Source organism: Acidaminococcus sp. AM05-11 (assembly GCF_003472805.1).
Lineage (GTDB): Bacteria > Bacillota > Negativicutes > Acidaminococcales > Acidaminococcaceae > Acidaminococcus > Acidaminococcus hominis.
In genome coordinates, this window is record NZ_QRMX01000002.1 from 206927 (window position 1) to 228683 (window position 21757).

The window sequence follows — 21757 nt, forward strand, 5'->3', positions numbered from 1 at the left end:
ATTAAGTGTTCTCTTATAGGTCGTTATTTTACGAAGCTCATTACTTCAGAAGCGAAATCTTCCTGTTTCTTTTCAATGCCTTCGCCCAATTGATAACGAACGAATCTCTTGGCTTTGGCATTGTGTTCCTTCAGCAGGCCGGCAATGGATTTATCCGGATCCTTGATGAATTCCTGGTCAACCAGGCAAACTTCCTTGTAGTACTTCTGAATGCGGCCCAGAACCATTTTTTCAATGATTTTTTCAGGCTTGCCTTCGTTTTTAGCTTGTTCGGACAGAACTTCCTTTTCGTGATCCAGTTCAGCTTCAGGAACTTGGGTACGATCCAGGTAAGCAGGGTTGGCTGCAGCAATGTGCATAGCCACGTCCTTGGCAACTTCAGCGTCGCCGCCTTCCAGTTCAACCAGAACGCCGATTTTGCCGCCGCCATGGATGTAATGGCCAACGGTGTCATTGCCATATTCGTAAACGGTGAAACGACGGATGTCGATTTTTTCGCCGATTTTGGCAATGGCTTCGGTGATTACGTCGCTGACTTTCTTGTCAGTGCCCAGGAAGGTTTGGTTTGCCAGTTCAGCCACATCAGCCGGTTTGTTGGCAGCGATGTGTTTGGCCACGGACAGAACCAGGTTTTTATAGTCATCGGTGTTGGCCACGAAGTCAGTTTCGCAGTTGACTTCCAGCAGGACAGCGATTTTGTTAGCTTCGTCAACGTAAGCGTCAACAATGCCTTCAGCAGCTACGCGGCTGGCTTTCTTGGCAGCCTTGGACAGACCTTTTTCTCTCAGGTAGTCGATTGCCTTGTCCATATCACCATCGGTAGCGGTCAGGGCTTTTTTGCAGTCCATCATGCCGGCACCGGTACGTTCACGCAGTTCTTTTACTAAGCTTGCGGTAATTGCCATCAGTATTCCTCCTGTATAATGGATGTATTTATCTTAGTTTTCTTGAGCAGCTTCTTCAGCAGCGTTTTCTTCTTCAGCAGCAACGGCTTCTTCATCCACAGCGCTGGCTTTGCCTTCCAGAACGGCATCAGCCATTTTGCTGGTCAGCAGGCGTACGGCACGGATAGCGTCGTCGTTGGCAGGCATCAGGTAGTCAACTTCATCCGGATCGCAGTTGGTGTCAACGGTAGCTACGATAGGAATGTGCAGTTTACGGGCTTCCAGAATAGCGTTATGTTCTTTGCGGGGATCGATAACGAACAGAGCGCTGGGGAGCTTCTTCATGTTCTTGATACCGCCCAGGTATTTTTCCAATTTTTCCATTTCATGGCGCAGAACGATAACTTCTTTCTTCGGCAGAACGTCGAAGGTGCCTTCTTCTTCCATTTTTTCCAGATCATGCAGCCGTTTGATACGGGTTTGGATGGTCTTGAAGTTGGTCAGCATGCCGCCCAGCCATCTTTCGTTTACATAGAATTGGCCAGCACGTTCAGCTTCTTCTTTGATAGCGCCTTGGGCTTGTTTCTTGGTACCTACGAACAGAACGGTACCGCCATTGGCAGCCAGTTCACGCAGGAAGTTGTAGCATTCTTCTACCTTCTTAACGGTCTTTTGCAGGTCGATGATGTAGATGCCGTTTCTTTCGGTGAAGATGTAGGGAGCCATCTTAGGGTTCCAACGTCTGGTCTGATGACCAAAATGCACACCTGCTTCTAAAAGTTGTTTCATGGATACAATTGCCATTTTTCTTTCCTCCTGTTTTTCCTCCGCAGCTCATTTTTCGCTTAACCCCTTCCGAGGACAGCCGCGTTCTGACGCTGCGTGTGTGTTTAATGGGGCTGTGAATTCACAACCGCTCTAGATTATACCATAAGTGTTCCAAAAGTTGCAAGAGTGTTTTCGGCCTTCATTAGGCCTGCACTGCCTGCAAAATTTCCTGCTTCAGGGTTTCCGCCTTGTCCAGCCAGTCCTCGCCGGCTTCGCCCCCGCCCTGGGCAGATTGGGCCTTGCCCCCGCCCCGGCCTCCAAACAGCTGGTTGGCCATTTGGCAATAAGCCTTGCAGTCCCCGGAGCCACCCGGGCTCACGGCAAACTGGTACATCACCCGGGCGCCGTCCTTTACCAAAATGCAGCACAGGACATTTTCCAGGGAGGACAACTTCTTCAGGGCATTCTTCCCGTCGGCACTGGAGCCTTCCAGGGTCATAAACAGCAGCCTGGTGCCAGCCCCAAATACCGGTGCCTTTGCAAGCAGGGCCGGCAGCTGCAGCTCCAGCAGCTCCTGGTTTTTGCTGCGCAGGGCCCCCTTCAGGTCAACAATTTCCTGATGCAGCTTTTGCACCGCCGGCAGCACTTCCTCCGTCTTCACCGACAGAAAATTGCTGGTTTCTTCCAGAATGCAATTTCTCTGGTGCATAGCCGCAAGTGCCCGCTTGCCGCAGAGGAATTCGATCCGGGAGCCCCCCTTATGCTTGGCAAAGCGGATAATCTTGATAACGCCTACCATTCCCGTATAGGGCGGATGGGTGCCGCAGCAGGTGCAGATATCCCCGTTTTTGATGTCCACCAGCCGGATGGTGCCCCGGAGCTTTTCGTTCTTTTTCCGCAGGGGGTATTGATCCAGTTCCGTATGCTGCAAATAATGGACCGTTATAGGATCATTTTCCCAAATGCCCTGGTTGGCAAAAAGTTCCGCCTTGGCGGCCTTTTCCTCGTCAATTTCCTGGTCCAGGTCGATGAAAACACTTTCTTCGTTCATATGGAAGCCCACATTGTTGGCCCCGCAGGTTTTCCAAAAAGCATAGGACAGCATATGCTCGCCGCAATGCTGCTGCATCCGGTCAAGCCGCAGGTCCCAGTTGAGAACCACATGGACCTTCTGTCCAGCTTCCAGCGGGCTGTGGGTATAATGCCGCACTTCCCCAGCTGCATCAGAGGCGTAGTAAACCGGAACACCCTTAATCGTGCCCTGATCGGACAGCTGACCGCCGCCTTCGGGGAAAATCACCGTTTTGTCCAGGACCACTTCGTAATGGTCGTCCTTGGGTTCACAGGAGATGACCACCGCATCACATGCTTTTAACAGGGAATCCGTTTCATACAGTTTCTCGGTCATAGAACCTCACCTCTAATTTTTCTCCTGTCTCCAGAGTTACTGGCAGGCCCAGCTCCTCCTGAAAATACCGGAGATTGGACCGGTGCTGGCCCCTGACCATGGATTCCAGCCCTTTGGGACAGGTAATAACCATATTATAGTTTCCTGGGGGCAGAGATGCAATCTGCCGGAGAATTTTCAGACGAATGGAGTAGGACTTCACCAGTTCCCCAAAGGCCGGGTGGAAGGGCCCTGCCAGAATATGCCCGGGAGCGCACAGTTCCCTGTCCGGCTGAAGGCCCAAGCGGATTACCTGAATGCCGGCCCCAGTAAAGGCGTCGTAAAGCAGGGTGCTCTCCTCCACTGCGTCCTCCAGACTCTGGGGCTGATAGCTGCCCTGCCGGTACGCCGCAGCCAGAGGCGTGCCCTGGATTACCAGCACCGGATAAATCCGTACCAGTTCCGGGTGAATCGCCAGCACCTGGTCCCGGGTCTGGAGCAGACTTTCCCGGTCCTGCCCCGGCAGCCCCGTCATCAGCTGAAGCCCCAGGGTAAAGCCCGCTGCCTGGATAAGCCGGGAGGCTTCCCATACGTCCCTGGCGCTGTGCCCCCGTTCCGTTAGGGCCAGCACCCGGTCGTCCAGGGACTGGGCCCCCAATTCCACCACTGTGACCCCATGGGTTTTTAGCAAAGCCAGTTCCTGGTTATCAATAGCGTCCGGCCGGGTGGAAAGCCTGAGGCTGCCAAAAAGACCCTGGGCCCGATATGTTTCGGCCAGCTCCAAAAGGGCCTGCTGCAGCTTCAGGTCAAGGGCCGTAAAGGAACCCCCGTAAAAGGCCAGCTGGTTTTCCAGGCTGGGCCGCACCCAGGTACTGAGCTCCGCCAGCTGCCGTTGGGCCCCCCCCAGGCCGCTTTCCGTTTCCCCGCTGATGGTCCTCTGGTTGCAAAACACACATTGGTGGGGACAGCCCAGGTGGGGAATGAATACGGGCAGTATCATGTTAACGCCTTCTTCCTAAAAGAAAAGGTGCTCCAACCGAAATTGGAACACCTTCAGCCTATTTTTTTAATGCTTCGTGGGCAGCCCGCTGCTCGGCTTCCTTTTTGGTCCGGCCGCGGCCCCGTCCCCGCTCTACCTGGTTCACCAGCACCCGCATGACAAACGTGCGGTTATGGCTGGGACCATCGGCGGAAACCTGTTCGTACACAATATCCACCGGTCCATGTTCCTGAACCACTTCCTGGAACCGGGTCTTGTAGTCCCGGTCAATTCCGTTGGCCGTCAGTTCGGGAATCCGCTGGATCAGCAGACGGTTTAACAGCTCTGTGGCCTGGGCAAAACCCTGGTCCAGATAATAGGCACCCAGTACTGATTCAAAGGCGTCTGCCAGAATGGAAGGATTTTCCTCCCCATCCAGGTTCAGTTCCCCTTTGCCCAGCAGCAGGTGCTTACCCAGCTGCATTTCCGTAGCCAGCTGTGCCAGAGTTTCCTCACAGACCAGAAAGGCCCGGAATTTGGAAAGCTCCCCTTCATCCAGCTGGGGATAGTGGCGGTACAGATGGGTGCTGACCACCAGACTGAGAACGGAATCCCCCAGGAATTCCAGACGCTGGTTATGCTCTGGCCGGGGTTTTACCTTGGCCTCATACGCATAGGAGGTATGGGTCAAAGCCGTATTGAGTAAGCCCAGGTCCTGCATGGTCATACCCAAACCCTGACAGAACTCCTCAAGCTCCTTACGCCGTTTTTCTTCCATCACAGGAACCCTTAGTCCTGGTATTTGCGGAAGCAGATGCAGGCATTGTGACCGCCAAAACCAAAGTTGTTGGACAGTACCACATTGACTTCTGCTTTACGGGCCGTATTGGGCACGTAGTCCAGATCCAGGCCTTCTTCCGTATCCACATCTTCATAGTTGATGGTGGGAGGAAGAATGCCGTTTTCAATGGTCAGTACAGAAGCCACAGCTTCCACACCGCCGGCAGCACCCAGCAGGTGACCGGTCATGGATTTGTTGGAGCTCATGGGAACGTCTTTGGCCCGGTCGCCGAAGATTTTCTTGCAGCACAGGGTTTCGTTCAGGTCGTTCCGATGGGTGGAAGTACCGTGGGCGTTGACGTAGTCCACATCATCCGGAGTGAGGCCCGCATCTTTGATGGCAGCCAGCATGCATTCAGCAGGCATTTCGCCGCTGGGATCCGGAGCGGTAATATGGTAAGCATCGCAGTTGTAGCCATAGCCCACCAGTTCGGCGTAGATATGGGCACCGCGCTTCTTGGCATGTTCCAGTTCTTCCAGAACAATAATGCCGGCGCCTTCACCCATAACGAAACCGTCTCTCTTCTTGTCGAAGGGGCAGGAGGCTTTTTCCGGATGTTCATTGTTCCGGGACAGCGCTTTCATATTGTCGAAACCAGCCACGGCAATGGGAGAAATAGCAGCTTCCGTACCGCCGGCCAGCATAATGTCGGCATCGCCGTATTGGATAATGCGCAGGGCATCACCAATGCAGTTGGAACCCGTAGCACAGGCCGTTACAATGGCCGTGTTGGGGCCCTTGACACCCAGGTCAATGGCAATCTGGGCAGCCGGCATATTGGGGATTTCCATAGGAATAAAGAACGGGCTGATCTTGCTGGGGCCCTTGGTTACATATTTGTTGGCTGCATCCAGGAAAGTATGGATACCGCCAATACCCGTGCCAACGCAGACACCTACCCGGACAGCGTCTTCCTTGCTCAGGTCCAGGTCAGCATCCTTTACAGCCATTTTGCCGCAGGCAACAGCGAACTGGGTAACCCGGTCCATTCTCTTGCCTTCCTTGCGGTCGCCGTATTCGGAGAAATCAAAGCCCTTAACTTCCCCGGCAATTTTGCAGGAAAAGTCAGTGGTATCAAATTGCGTGATCAGGCCGATCCCGGATTTGCCTGCAATCAGGTTATTCCAGAATTCATCCTTACCAATACCAATGGGAGTAATGGCGCTAACACCGGTCACAACCACTCTACGTTTCAAAAGGATCACCTCTTATTTAGAATTGTTCAGTTCTTCCCGTAATCTTCTGAAGATCTCGTGGACGGGAAGAATTTCCTTAATTTTCCACATATTTGCACCGGTAAACACCAGGCCTGTTTCCAGATCTCCCTGCTGCGCCCGGGTCAGAGCCTTAATAATGCAGAAACTCCGGGAGCAATGTTTCAGACAGCTGTCACAGCTAAATGGCTTGGTTGGATGACCTTCCAATACCGCCTTGGAGAACGGATTCAATAAGGCTCTGCCTTTAAATCCCACCGGGCTATCTATCTGAACCACATCATCTTTGGTCATTTTCAAATAAAATTGTTTCAGCATGGGCGCACTATTGGATTCTTCACTGGCAGCAAACCGGCTGCCCATCTGAACCCCGCTGGCTCCCATTTGCAGCAATTCTGCCACATCATAGCCATCCACAGCACCACCGGCTGCAATGACGGGAATCTTCACTACCGAAAGGATTTCCGGCAAAATATCTTTAATCGAACGCTGAGTTCCCAGATGGCCACCGGCCTCCGTTCCTTCCACCACTACAGCGGAAGCGCCCAGACGCTCTGCTATTTTCGCTAATTTGGCATAAGAAACTATCGGCACAATAGGAACATCATATTCCTTGCCGACAGAAAACATATCTCTGGAAAAACCAGCCCCAGCCACAATCAAGTCGACTTTTTCCTGGGCTGCAGTCGTTATCAGCCCTTTAAATTCACGGGCGGCAACCATTGCATTGATACCAATCATTCCCTTGCCATTGGATAACTTTCTGGCAAGACGGATTTCTTTACGCAGCTCATCAAAGGGCAGACCAGAAGCAGCGATCAGTCCCACACCGCCCTCATTGGCCACCGAAGCCGCCAACCGCGCCGTGGACAAGCGGATAGCCATACCGCCTTGAACGATAGGCATAGTTGCTACTTTTTCACCAATCTTCAGCACTGGCACTTTCAACAACAATCCCCCATTTCAGATCAAAAAGATCATGGATAAAGCTCGGAAAGTCCCGTAAGGGACCTTCCGAAAATAATGGGATATTATTTTTTGTCTTCTTTATCCAACAGTTCTACTGCGTCTCTTACAGTGCGGATTTTTTCAGCAACTTCATCAGGGATTTCAGTGTTGAATTCTTCCTCAAAAGCCATGATCAATTCCACAATGTCCAGAGAATCAGCTCCCAAGTCATCAATAAAAGTAGAATCCATCTTTACGTCTTCAGGAGCTACGCTCAGCTGATCAACCGTAATAGCCTTTACTTTTTCAAAAGTACTTTGTTCGCTCATTCCTATTCACCTCCTTCCAGCTCTCTAACACATAATCATACTACATTACCATGCCACCGTCCACGTTTAAAACCTGGCCGGTTATATAAGCAGCTTCATCAGATACTAGAAATAAAACTGCGTTGGCAACATCTTGAGGCTCTCCTGCCCGTCCCAGAGGGATGGTGCAAGCCATTTCAGCTTTTTGCTCATCAGTGAGCACGCTGGTCATATCGGTTGCGATAAAGCCGGGAGCCACCGCATTCACGGTGATATTCCGGGAGGCCACTTCCTTGGCCAGGGACTTGGTAAAACCGATAACACCGGCTTTGGCAGAAGCATAGTTTGCCTGCCCTGCATTGCCCATTTCCCCAACTACAGAAGCCATATTTACAATACGGCCGCCTTTTTGCTTCATCATGGTTCTCAGTACTGCTTTGGAACAGTTGAACACACCCTTCAGGTTGGTGTTCATCACATCGTCCCAGTCGGCTTCCTTCATTCTCATGAGAAGGCCGTCCCGGGTAATCCCTGCGTTGTTCACCAGGATGTCCAGTCTGCCCAGTTCCTTTACCACACGGCCAACGATATCCGCAACCCCGTTGGTATCGGCAACACTGCCTTGTACCAGCAGCGCCTTGCGGCCCAGCTTTTCAATGGCAGCGGCTACTTCTTCAGCAGCAGCGGTGTTCCCAGCATAGTTGATGGCCACATCTGCGCCATGTTCTGCCAGGGTCAGGGCGATGGCACGGCCAATGCCCCGGGAGCCGCCTGTTACCAAAGCTACTTTGCCAGCTAAATTCATTTTATCTGACCTCCTTTAAATAAGCAAGAGTTTTTTCCAAACTAGCCAGGTCTTCTACGTTCTGGCCGCTAAAGGAGCGATCAATTTTCTTCACAAAGCCCGTCAGGACTTTGCCCGGGCCCACTTCGATAAAGGTGGTAACCCCAGCCTGGATCATGTAGCGTACGCTGTCTTCCCACAGTACCGGGCTGGCAGCCTGCTTAACCAGGATTTTGCGGATTTCGTCGCCTTTTTGTTCCGGCTGGGCCGTTACGTTGGCAATCACCGGAATCTTGGCGTCGGCAATTTTCACCTGGTCCAGCACTTCTGCCAAACGGTCGGCAGCAGGCTGCATCAGGGTGCTGTGGAAAGGTGCGCTGACCGGCAGGACAATGGCGCGCTTGGCACCAGCTGCCTTCAGGGCTTCCGAGGCTTCCCGCACTGCATCCGTGGCACCGGCGATAACTACCTGGCCCGGGCAGTTGAAGTTTACAGGCTGTACAGCAAGACCCGTACGGTCCTGTACTTCCTTGCAGATTTCCTTAATCTTTTCCGTATCCAGGGCAATAATGGCAGCCATGGCGCCTTGGCCCACAGGAACAGCTTCCTGCATGAATTGGCCTCTCTTGCGTACAACCCGTACGGCATCGGCAAATTTCAGGGAACCAGCAGCCACCAGAGCGGAATATTCACCCAAGCTGTGGCCGGCAGCCACGTCCGGGAATACTTCGTGTTCTTCCAGCACCTTCAGGGCAGCCACACTGCAAGTCAGAATGGCCGGCTGGGTGTTGTAGGTCAGCCGCAGCTGTTCTTCCGGGCCCTTAAAGCACAGGTCCGTCATGGAAAAGCCCAGGGCTTCGTCCGCTTCCTTGAAAACGTCCTTGACGCAGGCGTAATTGTCGTACAGTTCCTTCATCATGCCCACGGTCTGGGAACCCTGACCCGGGAATACAAAAGCAATCTTACTCATCCTTTAGCCTCCTCGTCCTTTTGCCATTTTACCACCAGCGAACCGTAGGTCAAGCCGGCCCCAAAGCCCACCATCACTACATTGTCGCCCTTATGGATGCGTCCCTGATCCCGTGCTTCACACAGTGCAATGGGAATGGAGGCACCGGAGGTGTTGGCGTATTTATCCAAATCAACCATAATTTTTTCTTCAGGCAGGTGCAGCCGTTTGGCAGCGGAAGCAATGATCCGCACATTGGCCTGATGGGGTACCAGCAAATCGATATCCCCCTTGGTCATGCCGGCCTTTTCCAGGGCCTTCAGGGTACTGTGCCCCATGACCTTTACGGCAAACTTAAAGACCTCGGACCCCACCATATGGATGGAGTGTTCCTTGTTGGCCACCGTTTCGTAGCTGGCAGGTTTCCGGGAACCGCCAGCAGGCATGTTCAGAAAATCTCCCCCAGCCCCGTTGGCGCCCAGGTCCACGGACAAAATCCCGTAGCCGTCTTCCACCTGGCCCAGTACTGCCGCACCGGCCCCATCACCAAAGATGATGCAGGTGTTGCGGTCTTCCCAGTTGAGAATCCGAGACAGGGTTTCTGCCCCTACCACCAGGACCTTCTTGTACAGCCCGGAGGCGATGGTCTGGCTGGCGATGCCGCAGGCATACACAAAACCGGAGCAGCCGGCCGCCAGGTCAAAGGCAGCCGCATGGGTGGCGTGAAGCTTGTCCTGCAAAATGCAGGCCACTGAAGGGAATTTCATATCCGGAGATTCGGTGCCTACCACAATCAGGTCCAGCTCCTCTGCCGCAACGCCGGCATCTTCCAGCGCCCGCTGGGCAGCAATCAGGGCCAAATCAGAGGTCGCCTGTTCCGGTGCTGCAATATGCCGCTCCCGGATACCCGTTCTCTCCACAATCCAGTCGTTGCTGGTGTCCACCATTTTTTCCAAATCAAAGTTGGTCAGTACTTTTTCAGGCACATAATAGCCCATGCCTAAAAAGCCAACACTGGGTTTATTGCTCATATTTACAGTTCACCACTTTCTTCGTCCTGCATAATGGTCTGACGAATATGCCCTACCACATCTTTCTCCGTCAGTTCCATGGCCACCCGCACTGCATTTTTGATGGCCTTGGCCTTGGAGCTGCCGTGGCAGATGATAAAGGGGGCACGGACACCCAGGAGCAGAGCACCGCCGTATTCCGAAGCATCCATCTGCTTCATCATGCTGTAAAGCGCCGGTTTCATCATCAGGGCTCCCAGCTTGGCCAGCACGCTGCTGCGCTTCAGGGTATTCTTGAAAATATCCACAATGGCAGAGCCCAGGCCTTCCATGGTCTTTAATACCACGTTGCCCACAAACCCGTCACAAACCACTACGTCTACGGAACCCTTGTTGATGTCCCGTCCTTCTACATTGCCAATAAAATTGATATGCGGGTCCGCTTTCATCAAAGGGTAGGTGGCCAGGCACTGCTCGTTGCCCTTGGTCTCCTCTTCCCCAATGTTTAGCAGCCCTACCCGGGGATTGGGAAGGCCCAGCTGCAGTTCTGCGTACACAGAACCCATTACAGCACTTTTCACCAGGTTTTCCGGCTTGGCGTCCACCATGGCGCCGGAGTCAACCAGAACCGTAGCCCCGGTAATGCTGGGAATCACCGTAGCAATGGCCGGACGGTCAATGCCTTTGATCCGGCCCAGGCCAAACAGGGCAGAAGCCACTGCAGCCCCGGTACTGCCGGAGGAAACCAGTGCGTCACATTCCCCTTCCTTCAGGAGGCGGGTTGCCACCACAATGGAAGCGTCCTTCTTTTTCTTCACGCTGATGCCGGGATGATCTTTCATCTCGATAACTTGGCTGGCGTGATGAATGGTAATCTTAGGATTCTTTTCCTGATGCTCCTGCATCAGTGCCTGGCGGATGGTTTCTTCATCTCCTACCAGTACTACCTCGCAGCCATATTCGTTGACAGCCTGAAGTACACCCTTGATAATTTCCTGAGGGCCATAGTCAGTACCCATTACATCAACTGCGATTTTCATCTTCTTGGTTCCTCTTTTCCGGAATGGCAACAATCAGAAATTTAGCCCGGAACACTTCCTTATGGTTGTTTCTGATTTTCACCCAAATCGTATATTTATCTTCCTGCTTCCGAACCACTTCGGCCCGGGCCACCAGAATGGCACCCGTATACACAGGAATCTTGTATTTCACATTTGCCACACCGGTCAACGCTGCCGGTGCGTCAATTACTGCCAAGGCCAGGGAATTGGCCTGGGCAAACATGTATTGCCCTCTTGCTACGCCTGTTTTCTCCAGAACCATCTCTTTGTCCACGGTCATCATGGAAATACCGCTGTGACCGATGTCCAGGTCAATCAGTTCGCCTACAATATCGGCACTGGTGATGGCCTGCAATTTTTCCTGGGCGTTTTCCGCCATGTGACGGGTCCGTTCCCGAAGTTCGGGAATCCCCAGGGCCAACCGATCCAGTCGGATGGTTTGGATACTGACTTGAAAGGTTTCGGCCAGATGCTCGTCGGTCAAGAAAGGATTCTTGTCCAAAAGCTGCTGAAGCCTCTGTTGGCGTGCCTTCTTCTGTGCTGCAGAACCCATTCTATCACCTACTTTTAGTACCTAGTCATAACACTAGAGCCTATTATACCAAAGAACGGGCAAAATACAATAGCTCGCACAAAAAACCTACAATAATTTACAGCTTCTTCATAGATTTTGCAGCATCCCTCCCCACTTGTCAGAAAGGTTAGGCCCGCCAGAAGAAATTCCGGCAGACAGCCAGGGATATTTTGCCTAAGCCAAATATCTCCAGCATCTATTATAATGCAAAACTTCGAAAGAAGAAACCTTATCCCTTTAGAAAGCACGCAGCGGCATTCACTGCAAAAAAAGAACGCCGCCCCATAGAGCGACGTTCATTTTTTCAGGTCTCCCGCAGGATTCCTTATTCAGCTTCTTTCACTACTTCCTTACCATCGTAATAGCCACATTCAGGGCAAACATGGTGAGGGCGCTTCAGCTCATGGCATTGAGGGCATTCAACCAAGCCAGGAGCAGCCAGTTTCCAATTAGCGCGACGGGAATCGCGGCGAGCTTTCGACATTTTTCTCTTTGGTACTGCCATTATCGTACACCTCCTAAACTCAACCTATTTCTCTAACAATGCCTCAAGAGCCTGCAGCCTGGGATCGATGGACCGAGTATCACAATGACATTCCGTCACGTTGCGATCCGCTCCACAGACAGGGCAAATCCCTTTGCAGTCCGGTTTGCACAGCATTCTGGCAGGTATGGCCAGCAGCAGGGACTCCCTTAAAGCATCTGTAACATCAACCACATCAAACTTATAGGTAAAGGCATCCTCTTCCAGCCCCGGGGTTCCTTCCGGATAGTACCGTTCGTCCACCTTGGCGGTGAGGTCCAGTACCACATCCTTCAGGCAGCGGGCACAGGTTCCCCGCACCGTGAAGTTCTCCGTGGCCGTCAGCAGCAGCACATCGCCGCCGTTGGCTAGGGTACCTTCTATGGTAATGGGACCTTGCAGTTCCGCATCTTCCGGCAGGATATTTAACTCTTTGCCGGTCAGGGTATACTGAAAAGATTCAGACCCTACGAGTTTCTTTTTGATTTCTGCTACATTGATTTTGATCATATTATCAACCGTTACATTATATCTAGGCTTTCACCCTTTGTCAAGCAAAAGCCCGAAAACATTTTCTTATTTGCAGAGTCTATTGGTATCCCGAGCGATAACCAATTCTTCGTTGGTGGGGATCAGAAATACCTTTACCTTGGAATCAGCAGCGCTGATTTCGGTGTCTTTGCCGCGTACATTGTTGCGGTCAGCATCAATCTTCACGCCCAGGAATTCCAGGCCAGCGCATACTTTGGCACGGGTGGTGATGTCGTTTTCGCCTACACCAGCAGTGAAGACGATGGCATCAACGCCGCCCATAGCAGCAGCATAAGCGCCGATGTAGCGTTTTACCTGATAGCAGAACATATCCAGGGCCAGTTGGGCCTTATCGTTGCCTTTGGCAGCAGCATCTTCAAGGTCACGGAAGTCGCTGGAAACGCCGGATACACCCAAAACGCCGCATTCCTTGTTCATGTATTTGTCCATGGCAGCAGCATCCAGGCCTTTTTTGCTCATCAGAATGGGCACTACAGCAGGATCGATGGAACCAGTACGGGTACCCATCAGAACGCCGTCCAGCGGAGTGAAGCCCATGGAAGTATCCACGGATTTGCCGCCGTCTACAGCGGTGATGCTGGAGCCGTTGCCCAGATGGCAGGTGATGATTTTGGTATCGGCAATGTCCTTGCCCAGCATTTCAGCAGCCCGAGCAGCTACGAATCTGTGGGAAGTACCATGGAAACCGTATTTACGGATGCCGTACTTTTCGTATTCTTCGTATTTAACGCCGAACATATAAGCCACAGGAGGCATGGTTTGATGGAAAGCCGTATCAAATACAGCCACTTGCGGGGTGTTGGGCATCAGTTTTTGGCAGGCACGGATACCAGCTACGTTAGGCGGCTGATGCAGAGGTGCCATATCGCTCAGGCCTTCAATCTTGGCCAGTACTTCGTCGTTAATGACAACGGATTCGCTGAAGATTTCGCCGCCATGTACCACTCTGTGGCCCACAGCATCGATTTCGTCCATGGATTTGATAACGCCATGGTTGGGATCAACCAGAGCAGCCAGTACTTTTTTGATACCGTCTACATGATCGGGGATCTCGCTTTCCAGTCTTACTTTGTCCTTACCGGCAGGCGTATGCGTCAAAACAGAGCCTTCAATACCGATACGTTCAACCAAACCTTTAGCAATGACAGATTCATCATTCATATCAATCAGCTGATATTTGATGGAAGAGCTGCCGCAGTTAACAACAAAAATCTTCATTCCCTTGCCTCCTGATCAACTACTGAGTTTTCAAGCAGTATTACGCATTTTCTATAATACCTAACTATTTTAGCAAAGTTAGCCCAGAATGTCTAGAAAAGAATTGTTTCCGGGCTGAATTCAGTCTCTTTTCCCCGGCCTCCGCCCTTGCGTGCCGCCCCTCCTGCCGCTACAATAGAAAGGAATACAAGGCAGGGGCAAAAAGTGATTTTCGCCCCGGGCCCAAACTTTTCTTTAAGGAGGCCCCTATGAACCCAGCTGCCGTCATCGGCATTATCGCAGAATATAACCCCTTCCACAAGGGGCATCAATACCAGCTTTCCCAGGTCCGGCAAAAATTTCCTGACGCACCTGTCATCGCCGTTAGCAGCGGCAGCCTGACCCAGCGGGGTGAGGCTCCTATTTGGGACAAATGGAAACGGACCCGGCTGGCCCTTTTGGGCGGCGTGGACCTGGTGCTGGAGCTGCCAGTGGTCTACAGCCTCCAAAGCGCCCGGGAATTTGCCCGGGGTGCCGTTGCCTGCCTTCAGGCTACAGGCGTAGTCACCCACCTGTCCTTTGGCTGTGAGACTCCGAATTTGGCCCTCTTGGAGCGCCTGGCCAAGGAACAGCCGGCCAAGGTACAGTGGGAAGCTGCCCTTTCCCAGGGACTATCCTATGCCAAGGCGGCGGAGCAGGTCTACGGTAGGCTGAATCCCCGCTACCCCGCCCTGCTCCAGGGCTCCAACAACCTTTTGGCCCTGGAATACCTGCGGGCAATTGGCAGCCTGGCACCCCAGCTTCAGCCCCTGCCCGTCCTGCGCCAGGGCAGCGCCTACGGCAGCACCACCCTGGAGGATACCCTGGCCAGCGCCTCCGCCCTGCGCAAAGCGCTGAAACGTGACGGGTTAACCCCAAGGGCCGCCCAGCAATTTCCCGAGGCCGAACTGCCCTGGATCAGGACCTGGTTAGCCCAGGGGCTTTGCGGTCTGCCGGAAGACCGCCTGTCCCTGCTGCTCTCCTACACCCTGGAATGCTCCTCCCCAGCGGCCATCCGCACGGCCTGCCTTACCAGCGAGGGCCTGGAAGACCTGGTGTACAAGCACCGCCGGGCCGGCTCCTTTACTGCCCTGGTAGAAGCGTGCGCCACCCGGCGCTACTCCCCTTCCCGGATTCGCCGGCTGCTGTGGCAGCTGCTGCTCTCCCAGCCAGACTGTACTTTTAGCCAGGGCGCCAACGCTGCTCCCACCTACCTGCGGGTATTGGGCTTTAGCCCCAGGGGCCAGGAGCTGCTTCGCCAGCTCAAGCAGAAGGCCCAGCTGCCCCTGGTGCTCCAGGTAAACAAAAACACCCTGGCAAAGGCCCCTTCCGCCGCCTTTGCCGCCCAGCTTGCCCTGGACCTTAGGGCCGCCAACCTGTACCAGCTGCTGCAAACAGGCACGATCACGGACCTGGACTACCGCCTGCCGCCAGTGCGCCTGTAGCTGCCAATTTTACCCATAAAAATAAGGACTGGGGATTTTCCTCAGTCCTTTGTTTTACCTATTATTTTCTGTCAGTACCGGATTCAATCCGATGATCTTCCGGATAGGAGGCCTTCAGGGCATCTCCATTTTCCTGAACAGCTTTCAGGGTCTTGTTCAGGTTTTCTTCCAGGTAGCTGAAGACATCTACCGCATACTGCATGGATTCACTATGCAGCTTATTGGCATAAGCTTCCGCAGCAGCCCGCATATCGTGGTCATACTGCTGGCCTTCAGCCAGAATCTGGTTGGCCTTGTTTTCCGCAGCTTTTACCACTTCTTCCTGGCGTACCAGGCGGTCAGCTTCAGCCTTGGCCAAATCCACAATCCGGTTGCCTTCGGCATGAGCCTGTTCCACAATGTGGTCCGCTTCCGTACGGGATTTTTCGATAATGCTCTTTTGTTCTTCCAGCAGGTCGTGGGCTCTCTTGATTTCCTGAGGTACAGCAGCCCGCAGCTTATCCATTACCATGGTAAGTTCATTTTCGTTGACAATCAATCTGCTGGTTAAGGGAATCCGAAATCCCTCTTGCAGAATACTTTCCATTTCGTCCAAGATTTTGTCTAATTCCATGACCATCTATCCCTTCCCTTAATGTAATAGAGAAAATCATTAGCGAGCTTTTCCGCGCTGCATGACTTCATTTTGAATACATTCCGGTACAAAACCGGTGATGTTGCCGCCGAAATACACCATTTCCCGCACCCCTGAAGAACTGAGATACGAATATTTCGCGTTGGTCATAATAAAGACCGTTTCCAAATTCTTATCGATTTCCTTCATCAGCAGGGCGCGCTGGAATTCGTACTCAAAATCAGTGAATGCCCGCAAGCCACGTACAATAAACTTGGCCCCTTCCTGTTCGCAGAACTCGTTCAAAAGCCCTGAAAAACTGGTAACCCGGATATTCGGGATGTGGGCGGTCGCTTTCTCGATCATGGCTACCCGCTCTTCCATGGAAAACATGGCTTTGTCCTTGGCGGGGTTGACGAATACGCTGACAATCAGCTCGTCAAACATTTTGCTGGCTCGTTCAAAAATATCCAAATGGCCCATGGTAACCGGGTCAAAACTACCCGGACAAACGGCTTTCCGCACGTTAAACCTCCAATAGCAGCAAGATTTGCTAAATCTCATTATAACAAAAACAGCTTACGATTTCCACCTAATTAAAGATATTTTCGTGTCTCCGTACTTTTCTGTTCGGATTTCTGTCCCTTCCTCCACATATTGGGCTGGATCCTCTTCCAGGGAATGTTCCAACACCAAAAGGCCGCCGGGTTTCAGCACCGGACGCTTTAGCAGTGCCTTGTACACCAGCTCGTTAAGGCCCTTGTTGTAGGGCGGGTCCGAAAAAATCAGGTCAAACTGCTGGTGTTCCTGCTCCAATATAGCCAGGCCATTGACGGCGTCCGTATGAATCAGCCGCACCGCCTCCTGGGCCCGGGCCTTTTCCACATTGGCCTTCACCAGTTTCAGGCTCTCCCGGCTCTTGTCAAAATACACCACACTGGCTGCACCCCGGCTCCAGGCTTCCAGGCCCAGATTGCCGGTTCCCGCAAAGGCATCCAGCACCACTGCTCCAGGAAGCCGGGACTGGATAATGCTAAACAGGGCTTCCTTTACCCTATCGGAAGTGGGGCGTACCAGATAATTTTTGGGAGTAACCAGTTTCAGGCCCCTGGCCTTGCCGGTAATAATGCGCATCTGCGCCACTTCCTTTCGTGAGATATCAAATCAATTATAAACTGTACCCGTTCCTGGTGCAAGAAAAAACCTGGGTGTACACAAATTGTGCGGAATTTTTTGCACCCCTCCCCCCGTTTTCCCGGGGAAGTGTAGTCATTTTCTGGCACTTACGATATAATGATACCATTCTATAAGAAAAGGAGCCTTCCCCGTGAAACGAAAACCCCTGCTTGCCCTGGCAGTGCTTTGCACCGCAGCCGGCCTTCTGCTCCACGGCCGCCTTGCGCCCCGGGGGGAGAACTATACACCGCCGCCCATACCAGCTACAGCCCATTGGGCCCTGCTGCCCATTGACAACCGGCCGCCCTGCCGGGACTTTACCGTGGAACTGGGTGCCCTGGCAGGGATTTCCGTTACCGCACCTCCGGACAATATCATGGACTGGTACGAAAATCCGGCCAATATTCCTGCCCTGAAAACCTGGCTGGAAGCCCAGCTGCCCCAGCAGCAGGGAGCTATCATTTCCACGGACCTGCTCCTGTTCGGCGGTCTTCTCCACTCCCGGATTCACCAGGTAGATGAAGAAAAGGCCGGGGAACTGTTCACCTACCTGTCCGATTTAAAAGAAACCTATCCGGACAAGCAGTACTACCTGTACAGCATCATCCCCCGGCTGCTGATCAGCGACCATGTGCTCCCTGACCGGTGGTACCAGTGGCATCTCATGACCTGGACCATCAACATGGACAAAAAGCTCCAGGGCCTGCCCTATGACCATGCCCTGTACGAAGAAGTCAAGGCCCTGATTCCCATGGATTTGAAGTGGAAATACATTACCCTGTACCAGAACAACGACCGGCTGAACCAGGAACTGATCCAGTTCGTTACAGAAGAAAACCTCACGGACCTGGTCATCGGTCAGGACGACGCCCAGCCCTACGGCCTGCCCAACCATAACCGGCACAACGCTACAGCCTACCTCAAGGAATACGACGAACATCCCCCCATCTATACCTCCCAGGGAGCCGATGAGCTGGGGGCCCTGGCCATTTCTCGGATCTACACCCGCAGCAATCACTGGCAGCCCAAAATCAAGGTAATGTACGGCACCCCCGAAATGCGGGACTACACCCTCCACTTTGTGCCCCAGACCCTGGGCCAGATTGCTTCGGACAAGATTCAGCTGGCAGGCGGCGTGGAAACGGATTCCCTGGACCAGGCGGATTTTGTGCTGTTCATCCACTGCGGCAGCGAAAAGAAGGAAAACTACACCCAAATTGCTGAGAATATCAAACTGCTCATGACCCAAAAACCCGTAGCCCTGGTGGACCTGTCCACCCGCTTTGCAGCCGGGGACTGCATCCTGCCCCACCTGGCGGCCAATGGCACGCCCCTGCCCCAGCTGCTGTCCTATTCCGGCTGGAATACGGCTTCCAATTCCATTGGCACCGCCGCAGCCCAGGGCACCATTGTCACCGGCCAGGCAAAGCGCCTGCCCAAGGACCAGCTGCCCGGCCTGTACAGCGCCAACTTCCGCTTCAACTACGCCCGGTTCCTGGACGACTGGGCCTACCAGAAGCTGATTCGCCCCCACATGGCCGAGCTCCAGGACCTTAACGGAGTAAATCCCCAGGACGCCGACCCCTACGCCCGGCAGACCCTGTTCTACATTGCCCGGGAACTGGGCATCTACAACAAGCTGCTGCTGTGGTACTGCCGGAAATATCCCTACTACCAGGACGGAACCGACGCCTACTACCTGCAAAACGCGGACTTTACCGTAGGCCTCCCCTGGGAGAGGCCCTTTGAAATCCGCTTAAAAATTTATCAAGATTTTGGCAAATACCAATTGACAAATTAAGGAATAGCCTTTATAATCTATTAATGTGTTGTCGGGGCGTAGCGCAGTTTGGTAGCGCGCCTGGTTCGGGACTAGGAGGCCGCAGGTTCGAATCCTGTCGCCCCGACCATCTTAAAAAATAAGACAGTAACTTCGGTTGCTGTCTTTTTTGTTTGCCCTGAATCTCCTATAAAGCAACGAAAAAAATCCGGCTCTCCCAAAGGAAAGCCGGATTTTCTTTTTCGTTGCTTTACAGCATCTTGGCCCGCAGTTCTTCGCCGCTGAGAGGGCTCAAATAAGCAGGAGCAATATCGAATACAGTCTTGCAGCCCGTTGCCCCTTCCTTGGCCAGCCGTGCCAGGGCTCTTACATAGGCAATCACTGCATGAGCGGTGAATTCCGGGTTGGAATCCAAGGTCAGCCGGTATTCGATCACGTGGTTGTTTTCCTTGTTCACGCCAGTTTTGCCGGAACGGAATACGAAACCGCCATGGGCAAAGCCCTGGTGATTTTTGTTGAATTCTTCTTCCGAGATGAAGTGTACCGTAGTATCGTAATCGGAGAAGTAGTTGGGCATGGTTTTGATTTCCTCTTCCACCTTGGCAGCATCAGCGCCTTCTTCCAGCACCACGAAGCATTCCCGGGTATGTTTCTGCCGGGTGGTCAGTTCCGGATTCTTGCCGGCTCTTACCGCTTCCAGGGCTGCCTCCACAGGAATGGTGTATTGTTTGCCGTTCTTTACCCCTTTAATCCGGCGAATGGCATCAGAGTGGCCTTGGGATACGCCCTTGCCCCAGAAGGTATAATCCTTGCCGTCCGGCAGCAGTACGTTGCCATACAACCGTGCCAGGGAAAACAGGCCCGGATCCCAGCCTACAGAAATCATAGCCACCTTGCCGGCAGCCTTGGCAGCTGCATCTACTGCAGCAAAATGCTGAGGAATATGGGCATGGGTGTCAAAGGTATCGATGACATTAAACAAGGAAGCGTATTTAGGAGTTTGTACAGGCAGATCGGTAGCAGAACCACCGGCCAGGACCAGCACGTCGATTTTGTCCGTCCATTGGGCAATGTCGTTAACAGAAACTACAGGCACCCCTGCCGTAGCAATTTTCACCTGAGCCGGGTCACGCCGGGTAAATACCGCAGCCAGCTTTACATCCGGGTTATCCAAGAGAGCTGTTTCCACCCCTCTGCCAATATTACCATAACCTAAAATACCGATTTGCACTGTCATATGATCAACCTTCCTTTTGTATAATCTAGTGAACACGTTTTGCATTATACACGTATTGCGTTTATTTGTAAATATTTTAAACCGATTGTAACGCAAATAATACTGTATACTTTTTAAAAGATACGAAGTACTTAAAATACTGTATACAGTGTACGCTCAGGGTATCCTACCCTGCTCCCTTCCAGACAAAAAAGACTGCATCCCAGGCGTACCCCAGAATGCAGTCTTCGCAACGTTTACAGCAATTTTTCGATATCGGCAGCGATGGCAGAAGGAACCGTGGTGGGTTCATACCGTTCCACCACATTGCCGCTGCGGTCAATCAGGAACTTGGTGAAGTTCCATTTGATGCCGTCCCCTTCCAGGTAGGACGGGAAGTGGTTCTTCAGGGCATCCACCAGGCCGGCAGCCACAGGATGGCTCATATCAAAGCCCTTGAAGCCCTTTTGCTGGGTCAGGTACTTGAACAGCGGCTGGGCATTTTCGCCCCGCACATCGCCTTTGGCAAAAATCTTGAAGGTAACCCCGTAGTTTACCCGGCAGAAATGTTCAATTTCATCATTGGTGCCAGGATCCTGTTCGGCAAACTGGTTGCAGGGAAAGCCCAGGATTTCCAAGCCCTTGTCCTGATACTTCTTGTACAGTTCTTCCAGTTCCTTAAATTGGGGCGTAAAACCGCATTTGCTGGCAGTGTTCACAATCAGCAGCACCTTGCCCTGGTAATCCTTCAAAGAAACGTCTTCACCTTTTTTATTTTTAACAACAAAATCATATACGTTCATTACAAATCCTCCTTACAGGTTCCGGCAGCTGCGCACCGCAGCTCCGCTTTTTGTTTGGCTGACTTTCTGCTAATCACTTTCTGTCTTTATTATAACGTGTTATTTAATTTTGTCAAATACTATTTTTTAAAATTTAATTTGACGTGATAAATTTTATCCGTTACAATAATTCTAAACAACGAAAGGATGCAAGGTGATTGCCATGACCTCAGAAAACGAATACGCCGGCCTGCTGCTGCAAAACCAGCTGTGCTTCCCCCTCTACGCCGCAGCCCGAAAAATTGTGGCGGCCTACCATCCCCTGCTCAAAGCCCTGGACCTGACCTACGCCCAGTACGTGACGCTGATGGTCCTGTGGGAAGAAAAGGAGATTTCCATGCACCAGCTGGGAAAACGCCTGTACCTGGATTCCGGTACTCTGACCCCAGTGTTAAAAAAGCTGGAGGCCGCCGGTTATATCCGCCGCTATCGGGACCCCCAGGACGAACGGAACCTTATTGCCGCCCTTACGGACCAGGGCCTGGCGCTCCGGGACAAGGCCAAAACCATTCCCCACGCCATGACCTGCAAATTGAACCAAAAGGGAACCCTCTTTTCCCCGGAGGAAATGGCCCAACTGAAAAAAGAACTCTATGCCCTGATTGCTGCCCTGGATTCCTAAGTTGACCGGCAGCAAAAAAGGGGCTGTGAAAAAATGGCTTTTTTA

Annotated in this window: 24 protein-coding genes and 1 tRNA gene; 4 read left to right on the forward strand and 21 right to left on the reverse strand. The window is 52.6% G+C overall.

Going from position 1 to position 21757, the window contains the following annotated elements; all coding sequences use genetic code 11:
- Positions 1–23: 23 nt before the first annotated feature.
- The 16 genes from tsf to DW089_RS02245 form a co-directional block, all read right to left on the reverse strand.
- The gene (gene tsf, locus DW089_RS02170) at positions 24–905 is read right to left on the reverse strand and encodes a translation elongation factor Ts (RefSeq protein WP_105325720.1); all 882 of its coding nucleotides are present in this window, start codon (positions 903–905) and stop codon (positions 24–26) included.
- 33 nt (positions 906–938) lie between these two features.
- The gene (rpsB, locus tag DW089_RS02175) at positions 939–1688 is read right to left on the reverse strand and encodes a 30S ribosomal protein S2 (RefSeq protein ID WP_105325721.1); all 750 of its coding nucleotides are present in this window, start codon (positions 1686–1688) and stop codon (positions 939–941) included.
- Between the two features lie 166 nt (positions 1689–1854).
- A complete protein-coding gene (locus DW089_RS02180) occupies positions 1855–3060 on the reverse strand; it encodes an alanyl-tRNA editing protein (protein WP_105325722.1) in 1206 nt (401 codons plus the stop codon).
- Positions 3041–4039 (reverse strand): elongator complex protein 3, encoded by a 999-nt coding sequence (locus tag DW089_RS02185; RefSeq protein WP_105325723.1) that lies wholly within the window; start codon positions 4037–4039, stop codon positions 3041–3043. The genes DW089_RS02180 and DW089_RS02185 overlap by 20 nt, the downstream gene beginning before the upstream one ends.
- A 58-nt stretch (positions 4040–4097) precedes the next feature.
- Positions 4098–4796 carry a ribonuclease III gene (gene rnc / locus DW089_RS02190; RefSeq protein ID WP_105325724.1) on the reverse strand — a complete coding sequence of 233 codons (699 nt, stop codon included), beginning with the start codon at positions 4794–4796 and terminating at the stop codon, positions 4098–4100.
- Positions 4797–4807: 11 nt separating this feature from the next.
- Complete coding sequence (gene fabF, locus DW089_RS02195) at positions 4808–6055, reverse strand: beta-ketoacyl-ACP synthase II (RefSeq protein WP_105325725.1); 1248 nt, start codon at positions 6053–6055, stop codon at positions 4808–4810.
- A gap of 12 nt (positions 6056–6067) precedes the next feature.
- Positions 6068–7021 (reverse strand): nitronate monooxygenase family protein, encoded by a 954-nt coding sequence (locus DW089_RS02200; protein WP_105325726.1) that lies wholly within the window; start codon positions 7019–7021, stop codon positions 6068–6070.
- An 83-nt stretch (positions 7022–7104) separates the two neighbouring features.
- Positions 7105–7350 (reverse strand): acyl carrier protein, encoded by a 246-nt coding sequence (gene acpP, locus DW089_RS02205; RefSeq protein ID WP_105325727.1) that lies wholly within the window; start codon positions 7348–7350, stop codon positions 7105–7107.
- 40 nt (positions 7351–7390) lie between these two features.
- Positions 7391–8134, reverse strand: coding sequence for a 3-oxoacyl-[acyl-carrier-protein] reductase (gene fabG, locus DW089_RS02210; RefSeq protein WP_105325728.1), 744 nt, complete (start codon positions 8132–8134; stop codon positions 7391–7393).
- A 1-nt stretch (position 8135) separates the two neighbouring features.
- A complete protein-coding gene (gene fabD / locus DW089_RS02215; RefSeq protein WP_105325729.1) occupies positions 8136–9083 on the reverse strand; it encodes an ACP S-malonyltransferase in 948 nt (315 codons plus the stop codon).
- The gene (locus DW089_RS02220; RefSeq protein WP_105325730.1) at positions 9080–10093 is read right to left on the reverse strand and encodes a beta-ketoacyl-ACP synthase III; all 1014 of its coding nucleotides are present in this window, start codon (positions 10091–10093) and stop codon (positions 9080–9082) included. The genes fabD and DW089_RS02220 overlap by 4 nt, the downstream gene beginning before the upstream one ends.
- A 2-nt stretch (positions 10094–10095) precedes the next feature.
- Positions 10096–11112 carry a phosphate acyltransferase PlsX gene (plsX, locus tag DW089_RS02225; protein WP_105325731.1) on the reverse strand — a complete coding sequence of 339 codons (1017 nt, stop codon included), beginning with the start codon at positions 11110–11112 and terminating at the stop codon, positions 10096–10098.
- Positions 11096–11686, reverse strand: coding sequence for a transcription factor FapR (gene fapR / locus DW089_RS02230; protein ID WP_105325732.1), 591 nt, complete (start codon positions 11684–11686; stop codon positions 11096–11098). Before fapR ends, plsX begins: the two co-directional genes overlap by 17 nt.
- A 346-nt stretch (positions 11687–12032) precedes the next feature.
- On the reverse strand, positions 12033–12212 hold the full coding sequence (rpmF, locus tag DW089_RS02235) for a 50S ribosomal protein L32 (protein WP_105325733.1): 180 nt from the start codon (positions 12210–12212) through the stop codon (positions 12033–12035).
- Between the two features lie 24 nt (positions 12213–12236).
- On the reverse strand, positions 12237–12740 hold the full coding sequence (locus DW089_RS02240) for a DUF177 domain-containing protein (protein WP_105325734.1): 504 nt from the start codon (positions 12738–12740) through the stop codon (positions 12237–12239).
- 66 nt (positions 12741–12806) lie between these two features.
- A complete protein-coding gene (locus tag DW089_RS02245; RefSeq protein ID WP_105325735.1) occupies positions 12807–14000 on the reverse strand; it encodes an acetate/propionate family kinase in 1194 nt (397 codons plus the stop codon).
- A 248-nt stretch (positions 14001–14248) separates the two neighbouring features.
- Between DW089_RS02245 and DW089_RS02250 the strand changes: the two genes are divergently transcribed.
- Positions 14249–15463 carry a nucleotidyltransferase family protein gene (locus tag DW089_RS02250; protein WP_105325736.1) on the forward strand — a complete coding sequence of 405 codons (1215 nt, stop codon included), beginning with the start codon at positions 14249–14251 and terminating at the stop codon, positions 15461–15463.
- 61 nt (positions 15464–15524) lie between these two features.
- On the opposite strand, the gene DW089_RS02255 is transcribed toward DW089_RS02250, so the two are convergent.
- From DW089_RS02255 to rsmD, 3 genes are all read right to left on the reverse strand, one after another.
- The gene (locus tag DW089_RS02255; protein WP_233547533.1) at positions 15525–16049 is read right to left on the reverse strand and encodes a hypothetical protein; all 525 of its coding nucleotides are present in this window, start codon (positions 16047–16049) and stop codon (positions 15525–15527) included.
- A gap of 66 nt (positions 16050–16115) precedes the next feature.
- Positions 16116–16601, reverse strand: coding sequence for a pantetheine-phosphate adenylyltransferase (gene coaD, locus DW089_RS02260; protein ID WP_105325737.1), 486 nt, complete (start codon positions 16599–16601; stop codon positions 16116–16118).
- A 54-nt stretch (positions 16602–16655) separates the two neighbouring features.
- Positions 16656–17219 carry a 16S rRNA (guanine(966)-N(2))-methyltransferase RsmD gene (rsmD, locus tag DW089_RS02265; protein WP_255419929.1) on the reverse strand — a complete coding sequence of 188 codons (564 nt, stop codon included), beginning with the start codon at positions 17217–17219 and terminating at the stop codon, positions 16656–16658.
- Between the two features lie 184 nt (positions 17220–17403).
- Here rsmD and DW089_RS02270 point away from each other — a divergent pair, with 184 nt between their 5' ends.
- The gene (locus tag DW089_RS02270; protein WP_118286706.1) at positions 17404–19053 is read left to right on the forward strand and encodes a DUF4127 family protein; all 1650 of its coding nucleotides are present in this window, start codon (positions 17404–17406) and stop codon (positions 19051–19053) included.
- 32 nt (positions 19054–19085) lie between these two features.
- Positions 19086–19162 (forward strand) — tRNA-Pro (locus DW089_RS02275).
- A 120-nt stretch (positions 19163–19282) separates the two neighbouring features.
- On the opposite strand, the gene DW089_RS02280 is transcribed toward DW089_RS02275, so the two are convergent.
- Positions 19283–20269, reverse strand: coding sequence for a diaminopimelate dehydrogenase (locus DW089_RS02280; RefSeq protein WP_105325740.1), 987 nt, complete (start codon positions 20267–20269; stop codon positions 19283–19285).
- A 236-nt stretch (positions 20270–20505) separates the two neighbouring features.
- Positions 20506–21051 (reverse strand): glutathione peroxidase, encoded by a 546-nt coding sequence (locus tag DW089_RS02285; protein ID WP_105325741.1) that lies wholly within the window; start codon positions 21049–21051, stop codon positions 20506–20508.
- Positions 21052–21253: 202 nt separating this feature from the next.
- Here DW089_RS02285 and DW089_RS02290 point away from each other — a divergent pair, with 202 nt between their 5' ends.
- Positions 21254–21712: a MarR family winged helix-turn-helix transcriptional regulator gene (locus DW089_RS02290; protein WP_105325764.1), complete on the forward strand. Its 459-nt coding sequence runs from the start codon at positions 21254–21256 to the stop codon at positions 21710–21712.
- The last annotated feature ends 45 nt before the right edge of the window (positions 21713–21757 follow it).